The 17,950-nt window shown below is 49.6% G+C and carries 16 protein-coding genes; 9 read left to right on the top strand and 7 right to left on the bottom strand.

Annotation, left to right across the window (positions count from 1 at the left end; all coding sequences use genetic code 11):
- On the top strand, positions 1-311 hold a 311-nt coding region (locus BTA51_RS14820; protein WP_210404839.1), incomplete at its 5' end, for an NAD(P)(+) transhydrogenase (Re/Si-specific) subunit beta.
- 164 nt (positions 312-475) lie between these two features.
- Positions 476-2,482, top strand: a complete 2,007-nt coding sequence (locus BTA51_RS14815; RefSeq protein WP_094708510.1) for a diguanylate cyclase — start codon at positions 476-478, stop codon at positions 2,480-2,482.
- 109 nt (positions 2,483-2,591) lie between these two features.
- Here BTA51_RS14815 and BTA51_RS14810 read toward each other — a convergent pair whose 3' ends face one another.
- The 4 genes from BTA51_RS14810 to BTA51_RS14795 all read right to left on the bottom strand — a co-directional run bounded on the left by BTA51_RS14810 (position 2,592) and on the right by BTA51_RS14795 (position 6,282).
- A complete protein-coding gene (locus tag BTA51_RS14810; RefSeq protein WP_094708508.1) occupies positions 2,592-3,200 on the bottom strand; it encodes a glutathione S-transferase family protein in 609 nt (202 codons plus the stop codon).
- 66 nt (positions 3,201-3,266) lie between these two features.
- Positions 3,267-4,319 (bottom strand): NADP-dependent oxidoreductase, encoded by a 1,053-nt coding sequence (locus tag BTA51_RS14805; RefSeq protein WP_094708506.1) that lies wholly within the window; start codon positions 4,317-4,319, stop codon positions 3,267-3,269.
- 73 nt (positions 4,320-4,392) lie between these two features.
- Positions 4,393-5,550 (bottom strand): iron-containing alcohol dehydrogenase, encoded by a 1,158-nt coding sequence (locus BTA51_RS14800; protein ID WP_094708504.1) that lies wholly within the window; start codon positions 5,548-5,550, stop codon positions 4,393-4,395.
- A gap of 15 nt (positions 5,551-5,565) precedes the next feature.
- Positions 5,566-6,282 (bottom strand): type 1 glutamine amidotransferase domain-containing protein, encoded by a 717-nt coding sequence (locus BTA51_RS14795; RefSeq protein ID WP_094708502.1) that lies wholly within the window; start codon positions 6,280-6,282, stop codon positions 5,566-5,568.
- Between the two features lie 108 nt (positions 6,283-6,390).
- Between BTA51_RS14795 and BTA51_RS14790 the strand changes: the two genes are divergently transcribed.
- The gene (locus BTA51_RS14790) at positions 6,391-7,302 is read left to right on the top strand and encodes a LysR family transcriptional regulator (protein ID WP_094708500.1); all 912 of its coding nucleotides are present in this window, start codon (positions 6,391-6,393) and stop codon (positions 7,300-7,302) included.
- A gap of 87 nt (positions 7,303-7,389) precedes the next feature.
- Here the strand turns inward: BTA51_RS14790 and BTA51_RS14785 are convergent, their stop codons facing one another.
- Positions 7,390-8,280: a LysR substrate-binding domain-containing protein gene (locus tag BTA51_RS14785; protein WP_094708498.1), complete on the bottom strand. Its 891-nt coding sequence runs from the start codon at positions 8,278-8,280 to the stop codon at positions 7,390-7,392.
- A gap of 186 nt (positions 8,281-8,466) precedes the next feature.
- On the opposite strand from BTA51_RS14785, the gene BTA51_RS14780 reads away from it, so the two are divergent.
- Positions 8,467-10,755, top strand: coding sequence for a molybdopterin-dependent oxidoreductase (locus tag BTA51_RS14780; protein ID WP_094708496.1), 2,289 nt, complete (start codon positions 8,467-8,469; stop codon positions 10,753-10,755).
- Positions 10,756-10,807: 52 nt separating this feature from the next.
- Here the strand turns inward: BTA51_RS14780 and BTA51_RS14775 are convergent, their stop codons facing one another.
- Both BTA51_RS14775 and BTA51_RS14770 read right to left on the bottom strand, forming a co-directional pair.
- A complete protein-coding gene (locus BTA51_RS14775; RefSeq protein ID WP_094708494.1) occupies positions 10,808-11,746 on the bottom strand; it encodes a glyoxylate/hydroxypyruvate reductase A in 939 nt (312 codons plus the stop codon).
- A 56-nt stretch (positions 11,747-11,802) separates the two neighbouring features.
- Positions 11,803-12,216, bottom strand: a complete 414-nt coding sequence (locus BTA51_RS14770; protein ID WP_094708492.1) for a VOC family protein — start codon at positions 12,214-12,216, stop codon at positions 11,803-11,805.
- Between the two features lie 148 nt (positions 12,217-12,364).
- Between BTA51_RS14770 and BTA51_RS14765 the strand changes: the two genes are divergently transcribed.
- From BTA51_RS14765 to BTA51_RS14745, 5 genes are all read left to right on the top strand, one after another.
- Positions 12,365-13,222: a LysR substrate-binding domain-containing protein gene (locus BTA51_RS14765; protein ID WP_094708490.1), complete on the top strand. Its 858-nt coding sequence runs from the start codon at positions 12,365-12,367 to the stop codon at positions 13,220-13,222.
- An 85-nt stretch (positions 13,223-13,307) separates the two neighbouring features.
- Positions 13,308-13,979, top strand: coding sequence for a response regulator transcription factor (locus BTA51_RS14760; protein ID WP_094708488.1), 672 nt, complete (start codon positions 13,308-13,310; stop codon positions 13,977-13,979).
- The gene (locus BTA51_RS14755; RefSeq protein ID WP_094708486.1) at positions 13,976-15,346 is read left to right on the top strand and encodes a HAMP domain-containing sensor histidine kinase; all 1,371 of its coding nucleotides are present in this window, start codon (positions 13,976-13,978) and stop codon (positions 15,344-15,346) included. Before BTA51_RS14760 ends, BTA51_RS14755 begins: the two co-directional genes overlap by 4 nt.
- 218 nt (positions 15,347-15,564) lie before the next feature.
- Positions 15,565-16,533: a MipA/OmpV family protein gene (locus tag BTA51_RS14750; protein ID WP_094708484.1), complete on the top strand. Its 969-nt coding sequence runs from the start codon at positions 15,565-15,567 to the stop codon at positions 16,531-16,533.
- Positions 16,523-17,950, top strand: a complete 1,428-nt coding sequence (locus tag BTA51_RS14745; protein WP_094708482.1) for a TolC family protein — start codon at positions 16,523-16,525, stop codon at positions 17,948-17,950. Before BTA51_RS14750 ends, BTA51_RS14745 begins: the two co-directional genes overlap by 11 nt.

The following is a 17,950-nucleotide window of genomic DNA, read 5'->3' as shown; positions in this document are numbered from 1 at the left end:
CCAAGGTGCCTTACGACATCGTGCTGGGCATGGAAGAGATCAATGATGATTTCTCTGACACGGACACCGTCCTGGTCATCGGGGCCAACGACACCGTGAACCCGGCAGCGGCGGAAAACCCCGGCAGCCCCCTGGCCGGCATGCCGGTTCTGGAAGTCTGGAAAGCCCGCAACGTAGTGGTGTTCAAACGCGGTATGGCCACCGGTTACGCTGGCGTTCAAAACCCGCTGTTCTTCAAGGAGAACACCAGCATGCTGTTTGGCGATGCCAAGGCCAGTGTGGATGGGATTTTGAATGCTCTGAGAGCATAAACAATGTAAAGGCAGGCGGGATATACAACCCGCCTGCCCTGACGATAAGCGATGCCAGGGAAATCCGGGCATTTAACTACTTTAGAAACCAAACCCGTGGGATATTACGGAAATATCACCAAGGAAACTGGGAGGTTTATAGATAAACAACTAGGCTTTAACTAATGCTCACCACCATTGATAAAATGCCAATGAGATCACGGGCTACCCTTAGCTTGAGCAGTCCACCTTCAAGCCATTTTCATATTGCTGTCAGCATACTACTCTGCTGGCTGATGATGGCGGCAATTCAGACCGATGCGGCTGAGATCACATCATCAGACTCAGCGCCGGCAATCCTGCCTCTAACCGTCGAGAGTGACATCTATAATCTTGGGCCTTATGTCAGCTATTACGAAGATAAGAATAGCCAACTAAACTTCAATGACATACTACTGGAAAAAGCCTCCCCCCATTGGAGCCGTCAGGATACAGATGTTCCTTCCTTTGGTTACAGCGACGCCACCTTCTGGCTGAGCCTTGATTTAAAGAACACACAAACCAGGGACACGGAATGGCTTCTCGAACTGCGATATCCGGTACTGGATTATGTTGATGTCTACATCACGGAAGGATTCCATCTTTTTCAGCGCTACAGTACCGGCGACAATTTATCGTTTTACTCCAGACCTTTCCCACACCGAAACTTCATATTTCCGATTCAACTACAAAGTGGCCAGTCACTGAAGATCTACTTAAGAGTTCAATCAAAGACCTCCATGCAATTTCCCTTAAAGCTTTACAGTCCTTCTGCCTTCCAAAATCAGAACGACAAGGCAAATATTCTGCAGGGCCTCTATTACGGCATAATGATGATCACGGCCCTCTACAACCTGTTTCTGTATTTCTCCATCAAGAAGTCACGTTTTCTGTTCTATGTAGCGTTTATCTGCGGCTTTTCCACGTATCAATTATCCATCAGCGGATATGCCTATCAGTACTTGTGGCCGGAATCCATGGAATGGAACAGCTGGTCTTTACCCATGTTTCTAAGTATCACGCTATTGTTCATGGCCATGTTCGTCAGCCGTTTCCTGAATTTGCCCGAGCACAAGCCCAGGACCAATAAACTGCTTATCTCCGTTGCTGTCCTGACCCTCTTCGCCGCTTTTTTGCAAACCGCGATCGGTTACCGTTTCTCGATTCGTTTCATTATTTTGGCCATACTCTTCAGTATTACGTTGTCGCTGATACTCGGCATTCAACGCTCTCTACAAAAAGACCGCTCCGCACAATACTTCACTCTTGCCTGGCTCTCTTCCCTGCTGGGCGCATTCATTCTCGGTTTCAACAAATTCGGCATGATTCCCCGTAATGCTTTCACCGAAAATTCACTGCAGATCGGCACTGCCATTGAGGTGGTGCTGATTTCGTTTGCGTTGGGTGAATACATCGCCCAGCAACGCCGTGCCCGAGCTTTGGCCCAAATGGAAACCACCCGAATGGAAATCCTTGCACGGAAGGCGAAAGAAGAAGCTTTGGAAGCAGAGAAAAAATATAGTGCGCGGCTGGAGGTTCAGGTTAACGAGAGAACCAGTGAACTACAGAATGCTTTGAAGCAGCTGGAAAGTGCAAATCAGCGCTTGGAAAAACAAAGTTATGTCGACGAATTGACCAGTTTGTTCAACCGCCGCTACTTCAATCAGCGGTATGAAATGGAAGTGAAGCGGACAAGACGCAACTGCACCTCATTGTCAGTGATCATGGTTGACATAGACTACTTCAAAAAACTCAATGACACCTATGGACACTTATTTGGTGACCTTTGCCTGTGTCATGTCGCTTCAATTCTGGAACAAGGCAAGCACCGGCCCGGAGACATCATTGCCCGCTATGGAGGTGAAGAGTTTGTCGTACTGTTGCCGTCTACACCGCTGGAAGGGGGGTTAATTGTGGCAGAGAGGATTCGTGGTTTGGTAGAAAATACCAAAGCACCTCAGCCCACCGAAGGTCCTCTCAGTACAGAACCTAAGATCACGATAAGCCTCGGAGTTGCCACTTTGCACCCAGACTCAACCGAATCCGGTGCAGAACTATTACAGCAGGCAGACGAGGCTCTTTATCAAGCCAAGGAATCCGGTAGGAATCGAGTTTGTGTTGCTCCGTCCAAAACACCAATCGACCGACATTAGGCTCTATTCTGACTGCGCTATAAGCGCAGCCGGAGCAGACAGGCCAGCATCGCTTTACGATAATTGACTCATAGGACAATGCAGAGAGTTGAAGGCTTACCCGGAAGGGTTACCCGAAACTTGCCGCTTTCTGATAAGCCGGACGTTGGGTAACTTTAGCCAGATACGCCTGGGTACTGTTTCTGTCTTGAAGAAGCCCACATCTGTCCGCGATTTCCAGAATAACGGTCATCATGATGTCTGCCGCAGTAAATTCGCCGCCGGCAAAATAGGCACGTTGGCTCAGTGTGGATTCGATGTAGGCAAAGTCCACCTCAATTTCCTTGGCAATGTAATTGTCCATCGGCTGGCTACCGTTGCGATCCTCCATTTGCATAAACAATTTGGTGATCACCGGCAGTCCCAGTGAGCCTTCAGCAAAATGGGACCATTCCAGATATTGATAATACTCAGGTGTTCCCGGAGTCGGCCTGAAACGGTGCTGCTCATCCTGATCGATAATGTATTCCATGACGGCACTGGATTCGCACAAAACGACATATCCATCGACCACGACGGGAGCCTTACCCAAGGGATGAACCGCTTTTAAACTTGCCGGAGCAAGCCGGGTGATCTGATCCCGCTGGTGGTCAACACGCTCATAAGGCATGGAAAGCTCTTCCAATAACCATAACACTCGCTTTGAACGGGATTGATTCAGGTGGTGTACTGTCAGCATAGATAATTCCTTGCTAAGGAACCCTTTAGGGTTCCTATACATAGTGGTGATAAACAACAGGGGTTCTTACAGCTCGTGTGGGCCAACCTGAATAACAAGCTTTCCGAAATTTTTGCCTTCCAACAGACCGATAAACGACTCAACGGTATTTTCCAGTCCTTCAACAAGATCCTCGCGATAGGTGATCTTGCCTTGATTCAACCACTGCATCATGTCCTGGCTGAATTCGTCATAACGGTGTCCATAATCGTTAAATACAATAAAGCCCTGCATCTTGATTCTCTTCACCAGCAAGGTGCCCATCAGCATAGACATGCGATCCGGACCTTCAGGTAATTCTGTCCTGTTGTATTGTGAAATCAGTCCACATAGGGGCACTCGTGCACGAGGATTCAATAGCGGCAATACAGCATCAAAGACTTTGCCTCCGACATTTTCGAAATACACATCTATGCCGGCGTCACATACTTTGGCTAACTGCTCAGCCATGTCAGGGGCTTTATGATCGATACAGGCATCAAAGCCCAGTTCTTCCACTGCTGAGCGGCATTTTTCTTCGCCACCCGCAATGCCGACCACTTTACAGCCTTTCAACTTGGCGATTTGCCCAACCAGGCTTCCCACAGCTCCGGTCGCCGCAGCGACAACAACCGTCTCGCCTGCTTTAGGTTGGCCAATATCCAGCAACCCCATGTAGGCAGTTAAGCCTGGCATTCCCATAACACCCAGCGCATAAGAGGGTTTGGCGGGCGCTTTACCCAGCTTCAGCAGACCACTGCCATCGGATATTGAATAGTCTTGCCAGCCGGAAAACGCGAGGACCCATTCACCGGTCTCATAGTCCGGGTGATTCGATTCTTCCACGCGACACACAGTGCCGCCCACCATGACTTCATTGATCCCGACAGGCTCAGCGTATGACTTGGCATCGTTCATACGTCCGCGCATGTAGGGGTCCAACGACAAGTACACCGTGCGCAACAGTACCTCACCCTGCTTAGGTGTGGGCTTTTCACTTTCGAGAAAATTGAAATTGCCTGATGTCGGCGCCCCAACAGGTCGAGAAGCTAATACCCACTGGCGGTTAACGGTTCCATTTTGAGAATTGAACTTTGTCATTTGCTATCTTTCTCTTGCTATTCGTGTGTGCTGCTCTTCTGTATTTCTCTATCTGCTTTTTGGGCCTGTCTGGCTACAAAGCAGCAGCTAAGATGTCACGGCTAACCTCAGGGGTGATCGCACCATGCTCACCCAGCTTGATCATTCCGTGCTGAGTCAGCTTATTGATCAGACCATCGATGTCTGTTTCACCAATGTCGATCTGCGATAAGCGCACAGGCACTTGCATGGTCTCGAAAAACTGCTCCGTCAACTCGATGGCCCTGTTGATTCGAGAGTCATCATCGCCATCTGTGAGATTCCATATGCGTTCGGCATATTGCAGCAGTTTTTCACGCTTCGAATCGCGGCAGACTTTCATCACAGCCGGCAACACCACGGACAAAGTTCGTGCGTGATCAACGCCATAAGCGCCGGTAATTTCATGACCGATCATGTGAGTCGACCAATCCTGGGGGACGCCCGCCCCGATCAAACCATTAAGCGCCATGGTGGCGGCCCACATAATGTTGCCGCGAACCTCCAGATCTTCCTTAGTCTCGGGGGCCAGTGCCTTTGGACCTTCTTCGATCAGAGTGAGCAGCAGGCCTTCTGAAAAACGATCCTGCACTTTCCCGTTGACGCTATAGGTCAGGTATTGCTCCATGGTGTGAACAAACGCATCAACGACACCGTTACTGATTTGGCGATCAGACAGCGACAATGTCACCGACGGATCGAGCACTGCAAATAACGGACGTACGAGGGGGCTATGGAATGACAGCTTATCGCCGTTACGTGTCACTACCGCACCGGCGTTGGTTTCGGATCCGGTGGCCGGCAGAGTCAGTACACACCCGATTGGCAGCGCCTGTTCTATACGCTGTCGCTTGGCCACTAAATCCCAGGGATCATCACCCCGATAAAAAGCCGCAGCTGCGATGAACTTGGTGCCGTCAATGACAGATCCCCCCCCAACGGCCAATAAAAAATCAACCTTCTCCCGGCGTATGACATCAAGTGCTTTCATCACCGTGTCATAGCTCGGGTTCGGCTCAATACCGGAGAACTCAAACCAGGTGTGCTCACTCAGTGCCTCAGCGACCTGATCATAAACCCCGTTTGTTTTGATTGAGCCGCTACCATAGGTCACCAGTATTCTCGCAGAAGGGGGGATTACCTTTCCCAGCGTTTTGATCTGGCCTTCACCGAAATGGATTTGGGTTGTATTTTGAAAACTAAAATTCAGCATCACAGGTTTCCTTATCTATGAATCAAGCGCGGCCAGTAATTTATCAGCCACAAGTTCGGAGCTGGCAGGATTCTGGCCGGTAATCAGCAAACCGTCCTGTACGGCAAACGCATTCCAGTCAGCGACTCTCTGGTACTCACCACCACGACTGTTTAGCTCATCCTCCAGCAGGAAAGGAACGACTTCGGTCAATTGCACGGCTTCTTCCTCGCTGTTGGAAAAGCCGGTTACTGCCTTCCCTTTCACCACATAGTCGCCTTGAGCATCTTTCACATTCAAGAGCACCGCAGGTGCATGACATACAGCAGCGACAGGTTTGTTGGAAGCCAAAAAGCTCTCAATCAGAGCGATGGAATCAAGACTTTCAGTTAAATCCCACAATGGGCCATGTCCACCGGGGTAAAAGACTGCGTCATAGTCATCAGAATGAACATCAGCCAGTTTCGCCGTGTTTGCCAACAATGCCTGAGTTTCGGAATCGTCGTCAAAGCGTTGAGTTGAAGCCGTTTGAAAATCAGGCAATTCACTCTTCGGATCGATCGGGGGCTGGCCTCCAGCCGGTGACGCAAGCGTCACCTCGACTCCCGCATCAACCAGGGCATAGTATGGAGCAGCAAACTCTTCCACCCAGAAACCAGTCTTCTCGCCGGTATTCCCCAGCTCAGAATGGGATGTCAGAACCATCAGGACCTTTTTAGCATTCGGTTCAGATTTAATATTTGAATCAGACATTCTTCTTTCTCCTCAATCAACAATTGAAACCAGTGTAAGAGCTGCACAACTTTCTAACAATATGAAGAAAATAGACTTCATTGGTAGAATTTTTGATACAATCCGGCGATGACTTTATCTTTCGAACAACTCAAAAGCATGGTGGTCTTTGCCCAAGTGGTTGAGCAAGGCAGCCTGACCTCCGCCGCCAAGCACATCGGCCTGTCGCGCGCGGTCGTCAGTTACCACATCAAAAAGCTGGAATCCCAGTTGGGAGTGAAGCTGCTTAATCGCTCTACCCGCTCCATTCGATTGACTGAAGCGGGCAGCGAGTATTACCAGTCCTGCCGAATCATTGCGGAGCAGGCGGCCACTGCAAATCAACAGATAGAAAACCTAAAAAATGAACCCGTGGGTTTATTGAAGGTCACCTGCCCGGTGAATGTGGGGTTACAGATGGTGGTACCGGCGCTGAACGATTTCCGTCGCCTTTACCCCAAAATTGAATTGGATGTCATGCTGACAGACGAAGTGGTCAACATCATGCAGGAAGGCATTGATCTCGCTATTCGAGGAGCACCACTTCCTGATTCGGGACTTCAGGCCAGGAAGCTTTCTACCCTGGCTACCTGCCTGTGCGGTTCTCCCGACTACCTTAAGAAACGTGGACGCCCTAGCACTCCCGCTGAGCTGGAGCGACATGATTGGGTGATCTACAAACTCACTTCCGGCACCATCGAAATCAGCAAAGGCAGTCGATCCTACAGCATTGCGGTGAAAGGCAGCATCACCACCAATAATGCCGCCGCTCGTACGGCCTTTATCGAGGGCGGTCATGGGCTGGGACGCATTCCCGTCTACGATGCCTGGCCAAAGATCCAGGCGGGAACATTGGAACTGGTGTTAGAGGACTATCAGTTGAAAGATATCGATATCTATGGCGTGTTTCCCCCTGGCAGTGCCAGATCAAAGAAGCTCAGACTCTTGATTGATTACCTGAAGGATTACTTTGGGAAGATTGATCGTCAGACCGCATTTTGAAACTGGTAAGCTCAATAGATCCATTCCGAGCTCTTCAGAAGCCATCGATTCAGATCCTTCGACGTCTGATCTTTATCTTGAAGGATGCTAGAAAAGCATACCGAATAAATCCCTGGCCCATTCATAAAACAAGTCAATTCTATCCTGATTAACGGAATGCTCAGGAGCCACGAGCCAGTATGCCATCTGAGTGTCGAAAGGATCCGTATTGAGGGCTATCAGATGCTCGTTATGCAGCAGACGATTAATAATCGGAAACAGCCCTATCGCAACCCCCAGCCCTTCTTCGGCTGATTTAATCGTTGAGAAATAGGAGTCGCAGATAATCTTGTCGGCAGGCTGCAGATCTGGAATCATTCGCTCCCAATCGTTCATGTCGGCAAAGGCCGATAGCAGAACCTGCTGCTGCAGTTCGGCTGCGCCAAAGAAGTCATTCCGGTCGAGCCCTCGCTTGGCCAGATAACTCTTGCTGCATACGACGCCGATATCAATTTTACACAATAGACGACAATCCAGGTCTGGCCAGCGGCCTTCACCAAAACGAATAGCCGCATCGACAGATTCATTCTCGAAGTCCACGAATTCGCTACCTGTCATTATTCGCAGCTCAATTCCAGGGGCCCTCTCGCGAAAACTCATGTAATTCGGGATCAGGAGTTCCTGGGCGACAAATAGCGGCGTACTTATCTGTAGTGTGGGACTTTTATAGGTACGTTCAAAATCCCAGTATCCTTTCTGATGGCTTTTTATAATCCCCCTGACAATTTCGTAGTAATACTCCCCTGCCTGAGTCAGCTTCAGATTCCTTCCACTTCGATCAAACAATGCCCGCCCCACATACTCTTCCAACACCTTTATTTGCTGGCTAACGGCGGGAGGTGTCACACAAAGTTCCTCGGCAGCTTTTTTAAAGCTCATCAGGCGGGCAGCTGACTCGAATACAGGAAGCCATTGGATGGGGGGCGGTTTGCTCTGCAAAACAAAGACCTTTATTAGGTGATGTGTCGGCAATAGATAAGTTCAGCTTACCTTATATTCATTATTACTGAATTGATCGCCATTACTGGTTAGCCTAACTTATGCTTAATCTGGCTTTCAAGCATACTTTCAGCGCCTAAAAATAACCTCGCCACCCTGGAACAACTGCCCGAAGAGAAAAGCATCATGAGAGAAACCCCGTCCGTCACTGAGCAACAACATCCCACCGCCTGTATTCTTTGCTCCCGCAATTGCGGCATTACCATTACGACAGTGGACGGGAAATTCAGCAAAATCAAAGGGGATAAAGCGCATCCGATGAGTGCAGGCTATATCTGCCAAAAGGCCGCTCGTCTGCAATACTATCAGGATAACGCCGACCGCCTGGAACAACCGCTGAAACGCAATCCCGACGGGAGCTTTTCCCCTGTCAGCTGGGATCAGGCCCTGACAGAAATCGCGGAGAAGTTAACTCAGATACGTCATCAATTCGGCGGAGATGCTTTTGCCTTTGTCGGCGGCGGTGGTCAGGGCAATCATTTGGCGGGCGGATATGGGCAACAATTGCGGCGGGCAATGGACAGTCGCTATATCTATTCAGCCCTGGCGCAGGAGAAAACTCAGGATTTCTGGGTAAACGGACGCCTCTTCGGTGACCAGCGCTGTCATACCACGGAGGATGTGGAGCACGCTGACTATGTATTATTCATTGGCTGCAATCCTTATCAATCCCATGGCATTCCCAATGCCCGCGATACGCTGAAAGAGTTCAGCAAGAATCCTGATCGAACCATGGTGGTCATCGATCCACGCCGATCTGAAACCGCCAAAATGGCCGACATTCATCTGCAGGTAAAGCCAGGAACTGACGCCTATCTGATGTCAGCCATGCTGGCCATCATCGTTAAAGAAGGCCTGCACGATCTGGAGTTTCTCACGACGAGGTGCACCGGTTTCGAAACGTTGGAAAAGGAACTGCTGGCGATCCCTATAGAGGAATATGCTAAGCGCACTGATATCCCTATTGAGGATATTGAACGGGTTGCACGCGGTTTTGCCAGTGCCCGCACCGCCTGTGTTCGCATTGATCTGGGCATCCAGCACACGATTAATACCACCTTGAATGCCTATCTTGAAAAGCTGTTATACCTGATTACCGGTAATTTCGGCATCAAAGGAGGGAATAACCTACATGCTTTCCTGATTCCATTGTTGTCCAATTCCGATGAGCGCCTGGCGGAACAGGGTAAAACCATCAAACTTACCGCCCATCATAAAATGTTTCCCATTGGAGGCCTCTATCCACCAAATATTCTCCCGGATGAAATCGAACATGAGGGCGATGACCGGTTACGCGCGGTTTGGGTTGACAGCGCCAATCCGCTGATGACCTATGCCGATACTCAAGCTTATGAACGGGCATTTCAAAAGCTTGATCTCTTGGTCGTGGTGGATGTGGCACTCACAGAAACGGCCCGTCTGGCGCACTATATTCTTCCTGCCGCCAATCAGTTTGAAAAATGGGAAGCCACCGGTTTCAACCTTGAATTCCCGACGAACTTTTTCCATTTGCGTCAACCGGTCAAGGCACCTCAAGGGGACACATTGCCCGAACCGGAGATCTACACCCGACTCCTGGAAAAAATGAATCTGATTCCCAAGCGTTTTCCACTATTGGAACGAATCGCACGCCTTGAACCTAAAGCCGCCGGTTACCAGGTTTTCCTTGCGTCGTTGATCGCCACGCTTAAAAAGAATAAGCACTGGGTACACTACGCTCCCTCAATTCTCTATCGAACCTTGGGAAAAACACTCCCGGATGGTGCTGCGGCGGCTGCGATTCTTCTCCCCTTGGCAATACAGTTTGCCGATAAGAATGCTGCCGCCGTCAGGCGAGCCGGAATCCAGGGCAACCGGTTCACTCTTGGAGCCAATCTCTTCCGCAGAATACTCGATCAACGCTCCGGAGCCATTATCAGCCAACACGAGTTTTCAGATATCTGGGGCATGATCAGAAATAAAGATCGCCGTATACATCTTGAGATTGATGAAATGCTCGAGGACCTTCGCGCCCTGGGAGTTAAAACTCCAGAACATACAGACACGCCCTTTATCCTGATGGCAGGTGAACGCCGCGCTTACAATGCCAATCAGATTTATCGCGATCCGGCGTGGCGCAAAGTTGACAAGGAAGGTGCCCTCAGAATGCATCCGAATGATGCCACTGATCTGGACGTCAAGGACGGCGACAGCGTGATGGTTCGAGCAAAGCGCGGCGATATTACCGTCACTGTGCAGATTGATGATTCTGTCCGCCGGGGTATGGTCACCCTACCCCATGGCTATGGTATGCGCTACCGTAACGGTGAACCCAATGGACCGGCACTCAATATGCTAACTGCCGGAGATCACTGCGACCCGCTGAGTAAAACGCCGTATCACAAGTATGTGCCAGTGAGTATTTTGAAATGCTGAGCCGGGGATAACAGATGTCGTCAGTTCAGGGACACAAACGGGGAGTTTCGCACTAATAGCCCCGCTGCTTATCGACACACGCCGGCATTATTCCTTTCTTGAAAAAGCCGGCTATGTTCCTGGCAACGATATTACTAGCCGTAACATAATCTGTCGGCGCTGAAATGTGAGGCAGGACCGTCACTCTCGCGTGATGCCATAGCGGAGAATCCTGCGGCAATGGTTCAACTTCAAACACATCCAAAACCGCATGATTTAGCTCACCGGAATTCAACCTGTCGATTAAGTCATCGGTGTTGACCGTTGCGCCCCGACCAAAATTAATTAGGGACGCACCCTCTGGCAGACCTGCAAGAAGCTGCCTGTCGATAAGCCCGATTGTCTGCGTTGTCTGAGGTAAAAGGTTAACCAGAATATCCGCGTATTTGACGGCATCTTGTAGACCCTCACGTCCGGAATAGCATTTCACCCCCGGCACCTTCTTTGGTTGCCGGCTCCAGCCTGACACCGAGAAGCCGTTTTGCTGTAGCCGCAGCACGCTGGCCAACCCTAATTCACCTAATCCCAGGACCAGAACCCGGCATTGGCTGGCTGCTCGATAGCTGATCTGGCGCCATAGCTTCTGGCGCTGCTGAAGCCTGTAAACAGGCATATCCCGATGCAGATAAAGCACCCAAGCCAACACCGCTTCTGACATCACGTGCGCCAAAGTCGGATCTTTGAGACGGACAATAGCGACCGGGTGATCCTTCAGTCCGACAAGCAAGGATTCCACCCCCGCCCACAAAGAGTGAACCCACTCCAGAGCCGGCAATAGCTTGAGCTCATCAGGATTGGGATTGGCTACAATGGCAACACGAACTTTCTGACGCTCCTCGTCGCTGCAATCTTTCAGTTCCTGAATTTGATATCCAGGCATTTTCTCCCGAAGTATCTTTAGCCATTTTTCGGCCTCATCGGAGTCTAACTGGTGAATTAAGGGGATTAACATTACTTAGACGCCACCTCGTCGGAAAGAAACAGTCATTATTCTGGTGCAAGAACTCATCATCCGGCAAAAATTCCGCTTTGTTCTGCAAAGCCTTTAATCTCAATAGGATTACCACAGGGATCCCGGAAGAACATGGTATGCTGTTCACCCGGCTCTCCCTTGAAACGCACGAAGGGTTCAATCTCAAACTTCAGCCGCTCATCGACCAACCGCTTGGCCAGTACTTTGAATTGCTCCAAAGGAAGAATCACACCAAAGTGTGGCATAGGAACAAGGTGATCTCCTACCCGGCCTGTTGCCTTGGTGGAAAATGGTTCACCCAGATGCAATGAAACCTGGTGTCCGAAAAAATCGATATCCACCCAGGTTTCTGCGCTGCGCCCTTCCGTAGCTCCCAGTAATCCGATATAAAAGGCCCTTGCCTGCTCCAGGTCCGTTACATTCAGGGCAAGGTGAAACACAGAAGCCATCGTCAATCTCCTCTTATGCTCTCTCTTATTTAGACAGTCCTATTTAGACAGTCTTGTATGGACTGTCCTATATGGAGAGTCCAAAGTGTACCTTTAGACATCGATAAGCGTTACTATAATTGTCTATATCTCATCAAAAGAATTTCTTATGGATAGTCGATTCCTGCAGAGTTTGATTCTGGTGGTTGAACAGGGTTCGATTGCCGGTGCAGCCAGAGCCCAAAACCTGACTCCAGCGGCCATCAGCCAGAGAATCCAGGCTCTTGAGCAGGAGCTGAACTGCCAGTTACTGGATCGCTCCAGCCTTAAAGCCTTGCCGACACCTCAAGCCGTCAGCCTGCTGCCAAGAGCAAAGCATATTGTGCAGCAAAGCGAGGCGCTACGCGGAGATATTGATCAGGACGGGCTCACCGGCCCCATCAGAATCGGCGCAATAGATAGCGTACTTAGCAGCCTGTTCCCGAAAGCCCTGACCCAGATCAACCAGATTGCCCCCAAAGCCAGATGTCAGATTACTCCAGGCACTTCCGCGTCACTTTATGAAGCGGTACAGCAGCAAAAGGTGGATATCGCTATCACCGTAGCCCCAGCATTCCCTCTACCTAAGGCACTGAGCCAGACACTGCTTTTTGAAGAGAGATATGCGCTGATTTGCCAGGAAAACTCAGAAAGTATTGAGAAAGCCTTAAAGGAAAACCCTTATATTCGCTATGACCAGAATTCCTGGGGTGGGCATAAGGTTGCACAGTGGCTAAAAGAAAGAAGGCTGCAACCGAATGTCATAGCCGACCTCGACGCATTGCACACCATTGCTCAAATGGTCAGCGAGGGGGCTGGCGTCTCAGTAATTCCATTATGGGCGGGTATTGCTCAGCAATTCCCTCACCTTGAAACCACTCCCTTGACCAACCCTGAGCTCACACGCCCCATCGTCGCAATACATCCCCATTATCCAGAACGCCCGGCGTTGGTGGAAATTCTGCTGTCATCACTCACAGTGAAATAGACACCCCATAATGCCGTTTCACATCAATTTCACGCAAAATGGTGTAATCTGAATTTTAAGCTGAAAAGAGTATTGGGCAGACTGTATGCGAATATTGCTGGTGGAAGATAACGAAGATATTGCGGCGAGTATCGCTGAGTTCCTGGAAGCCCAGGGATGTGAATGTGATTTTGCTTATAATGGTCTGTCGGGTCTTTATCAGGCTGTCAATCATGAATATGACCTCTATATTTTTGACATTGCCATACCAGGAATGGATGGATTACAGCTTTGTCGGACGCTTCGCCAGGAAAAAAATGATTATCGACCAGTGTTGTTTCTGACGGCTCGGGATACGTTGAATGATAAATTGGAAGGTTTTGCCAGTGGTGCCGATGACTACTTGGTCAAACCTTTCGAACTGCAGGAGTTGTATGCGCGTCTGGGGGCTATCGCCAAACGTTACTATGGCGGAAATAATAACTCCCTACATATCGGTGATCTCCATATTAACCTGGATACTCATGAAGTATTCCGTGATGGCAGAGAAATTGAACTTGCTCCAATTACCTTCAAGCTTCTGCAAACTTTGATGCAGCATTCTCCCAAGCTTGTGTCACGGGAGCAACTCACTCATGAGGTTTGGGGGGATGACCTACCTGACAGTGATTCCTTGCGTAGTCATATCTATAAGCTACGACAGCTCATTGACCGCCCTTTTAAAAAGCCACTCATCCATACTGTGCAGGGCCATGGCTTTCGAGTGGTCGACAAGTGAACTTCCTGCAGAGTCTCCGATTCCGAATTCTAACCAGCTTTGTTCTATTTGCCCTGGCAGTGACAGTTTGCTTCAGCCTTTTGGTTTTGTTCGTTGCAGAAATCAATGATGATGAATTATTTAATTGGCACATTGCCAATGAAGCCAGCCACGGTGTCGGAATCTATATCGATGGACAAGCCCAAAGCGGGTTCGGTTCCAATGAAAGAACATTTATCGGTAATGACGAGAGTTTTATCAAGTACCTACTCTTCGAGCTTAAACTTTTGAGATCTGATATTCCGATCCCCCCGAATACCAAAACACTTGAAGAGCTTGTACTGACGGAGAATGTCAGCGAGACCAGACAGGGATATCAGATTTTCGAACTGAGGTCTCAGGGAAAAAAGATCCATGTCGTCCGAAGCTCACTACCCCAATCTAGAATTAATTCTTCTCTGGAGCCATCCTCTACTGAGGCATATTTCTATTATCTGACGGATGTCAGTGGATTCGATCTCCAGACGACTTATGCACTATTGGGCTCTGTCTCACTTCTGGGTATCAGTGTCATATTTACCCTAATTGTTGCGGTGTTGGTGGGGCATGGCATTGCCCGCCATGTGGTTGCTCCTCTTACCCGCCTCAGTCAGGATGTTGATTCGGCCACTGTTGATCACAAGCCTGTATTGAAAGGCCACTACTACCCAGACGAAGTGGGCTTTCTGGCCAATCGCATCAATGCAATGTTGCGGAGAATTGAAGATTTTGTTGAGCGCGAAAAGGCCTTCGCAAGAGATGCCAGTCATGAACTCCGAACACCGGTCACCAGTAGTAGAATGGCCTTGGAGCTTGCCATTCCCCTGGTCGGGGACAATGAAAAACTGCACAGCCTGCTTTTGCGTGCCAGTCGCGCCAATCAGGATATGACCCATTTGATTGAGAGTTTCATGCTATTAGGAAAAGAGGAAAGTCACAGCGAGTCAAAACAACAATTGTTACTCCAGGGCCTCGCCCAGTCCGCACTTGATAAGAATGCCTATCTTCTCCGCGACAAACCAATACAGCTTATTAACGGCATTCCCGGTAATCTGCAGGTTGAACAGCCGTTGCAGCTGCTGTCAATTGTCATGAACAACCTCGTACGCAATGCATTTCAGTACACTACCGAAGGTACAGTCGAAATCAGCGCGGATAGTCAATCCATCACAGTCGAGGATACCGGCAAGGGGTTTCCCTCCCAGACATCAATGGGCGGAGAAGCTGAAAGTCCCGAAGGCATGGGACTCGGCCTGAACATTGTCAGGCGTATCTGTCAATTACGTCACTGGAAGCTCGATATTCAGCACCGGAAAAACGGGGGGACCCGTATCATTCTTCATCTTTAATTATTTCCGTGCATTTATCTCGCTGGATACTTCAAGCATCAGAAGATGCGTTTTTATATTCAGCTCTTCCTTTTTGACACCTTGTATATCCAAAAATAATACTGATTTTCACACCCTCTTCACGCCGAGGTGACAAAGGCTACACAGCCCCTTTCTGATAATGCTCCCGTTACTTATTCGAAACGCTTGTATCAAGCAAAGTCCTTCTGGAGTATTTCATGAAAACTGCTGTCGATTTAAATTTTTCCCCTTCGAATTTTTACTTACCTGCTTTATTGCTTGGCCAGCTATTGGTAGCAGCCAAAGCTTCAGCTATTTCGCCCGAACAGGTAAGAACGAAAATTACAACCATATCCCCTGATACGGTGCTAACAAAAACTCGCGAATTATCAGTGACCGAGGATCGAATCGATAACGTTGAAGTCAAATCTGAGGGGCAGCCCTTCGACGCTGTTGTGACCCAGTCTGGTGAGCTCACATCGGTTCAGGAAGATATCGGACAGCCCTGGATAGTGGGGTTTGGCGTGAAATATGACAGCGGCATATACAAAGATCAGTCCTCCGGAATAAAACCCATACCTCTAATTTCCGCTGAAATAGGCAATTTCTGGATGCAGGGACTGACTTTCGGATACTACGCCTACCAATCAAATTTACTGCAAGTATCTCCACTTTTACAGATCAGCCCGGGACAGGGGTACGATCAGGAAAGTATCGAAAACAATAGTCGGCTTTATGATGGATTGGAGGATCGCAAACTAGCAGTAGACGCGGGTTTTCAGCTGGATTACAACCTCTCGTGGGTAGACATTTCAAGCACCCTGCTCACGGATGTCAGCAACAGCCATTCCGGCCTCAGTGCAGAACTCAGACTGGGCCGTGATTTCAATCTTTCCGACACAGTAATACTCGCTCCATCCATATCAGCTCATTATCACAGCAGTGACTTTAATCAATATTACTATGGTGTCGATGAAGAATTCGGGACCGCATTCCGCCCCGCCTATGATGTTGGTGCCGGTGTGGAGTATTCAGTGGGGGTTACCACTATATGGCAATTCACCCGTTCCTGGAGCGTCATGGGTCAGGTTTCACACACCATTCTGAACGGGGCTGTCGAAGACAGTCCCCTGGTCGATAAAGGTCAGGAAACCTCGTTGATACTAGGAATTGGATATGCGTTCTAAGCCTGCATCACTCACGGCGACTATCATGCTAGGCCTGATGCTGGTCACGGGTTGTACAGGAGCTCCCCCGCAGCATGACGTCCAGACACTTCCCTTCAATATAGCCCCCCAATGGCAAATATCCGACACAGAAATCCGGCAGGCCCCCTCTACCGGGTGGATCCACCAACTAGGCTCGTCTGACCTTGAACAATGGGTCAGGCAAGCCCTGAAGAGCAATGCCAGTCTGCTGGAAGTCAGCGAGAAGCTAAAAGCAACGGGTTACCGGCAGCAGCAGATTAATTCCTCCGGGGGCCTGCAAATAGATTCTCGACTCAGTGCCGACAAGGCCCACGGCCTGTCCGGCAATAGAAACGACGATACGGAAGGATGGATTCTTCATCTGGATATGAGCTGGGAGTTTGATCTATGGGGCAAACAGGAAGCTCTGGAAGAACAGGCAAGATGGCAACGAATCAGCGTAGAGCATGAGTTCCGCTATCAGGTATTTTCTTTGACTGCACAAATCGCTCAGGCCTGGATAACAATAGCCGAACTGTCTTTATTGGAGGTGCTGCAGCAAAACGCCCTCAATAACTGGAAGGCTGTCGTGAACTCTGTCAGAAGAAATGTCGCGCGGGGACAGGTAAGCAACGGAGATTTGCAGTACACCCTAACCGAGCTGGCACTGGCCGAATCGGCACTTGAGCAAACCCGCAGACAACTTGGAAAGAGCGCCAGAAACATCAAAATTATTCTGGGGCAGTATCCGACTTTCGACCGAAAGCGACTTCCAACAGAGTTACCTGAAGTGCCGGAAATCGCCAGAATGGATTCACCGGCCCGTATTATGATGCAAAGGCCCGATATTCTAATGGCTCAAGCACATTTAGCCGCAACCGACGCTGCGGCTTCTGCAGCATATGCGGATCTGTTCCCCCGCCTCAGTTTGAATATTCTCCCTAAAATCCTGACGGGGGACCTTTCAGGAACCAGCAGTCAGGAATCGACTCTCACAACCTCCGCCAACCTGCTCCAGCCGCTGCTAGATCGACGCACACTTAAAGCCCGTGTGAATCTGGCTGCTTCCCAGGCAGACCAAGCTTTTTGGAGATATACCGACACCCTGCTTAACGCATTTTTCGAAGTTGAACAGACAGCTCATAACACCCTTCAGATGAAACGGGAGTGGCAAGCAATCGAACGTGCTCAAAGCATTGCTATAAAAGTCGCTGAAAACGACAAACGAGACTACCAGCGGGGGCTGAAGACTCTTAGGGACTATCTGAGTTCACAGCGGCGGGTCATTGAGCTTAGTCAGCAGGCAGTCAACATGCAGGCAGACTGTCTACGCAACTGGGTCGCATTACAGCTGGCTCTGGGGCGCCCCAGTCTACCGGAGAATGTTCGTCCTGAAATCGGGATACCCGTCCATTAG

The organism is Hahella sp. CCB-MM4 (genome assembly GCF_002260525.1).
In the GTDB taxonomy this organism is placed as follows: domain Bacteria; phylum Pseudomonadota; class Gammaproteobacteria; order Pseudomonadales; family Oleiphilaceae; genus Hahella.
This window is presented reverse-complemented; position numbering and strand designations above follow the sequence as displayed.